Genomic DNA, 318 nt, shown 5'->3' with positions numbered 1-318 from the left:
GGCGAATGGTCTTTGTTCTATCAAAATATTGATGGTTTTGAATATAAAGCAGGCACTGAATACACATTAAAAGTTAATGTTACAGATATTCCTAATCCTGAAAGTGCAAATACAACATCATCTACTGGGACAACAAAAACACTTCTTGTAGATCCTCAACTGTATGATTGTGTTGGTGTTGCACCAATGAAATGTATGAAGGTGAAAGAGTTGCCTTCTGGCGAATGGTCTTTGTTCTATCAAAATATTGATGGTTTTGAATATAAAGCAGGCACTGAATACACATTAAAAGTTAATGTTACAGATATTCCTAATCCT

1 protein-coding gene is annotated in these 318 nt (G+C 34.0%); it reads left to right on the top strand.

Annotated elements, in window-relative coordinates; all coding sequences use genetic code 11:
- On the top strand, positions 1–318 hold a 318-nt coding region (locus tag BHE89_RS00130; protein WP_216080954.1), incomplete at both ends, for a DUF4377 domain-containing protein.

This window comes from Shigella sp. FC1967 (assembly GCF_001743005.1).
In the GTDB taxonomy this organism is placed as follows: Bacteria; Pseudomonadota; Gammaproteobacteria; order Enterobacterales; family Enterobacteriaceae; genus Proteus.
This window is presented reverse-complemented; position numbering and strand designations above follow the sequence as displayed.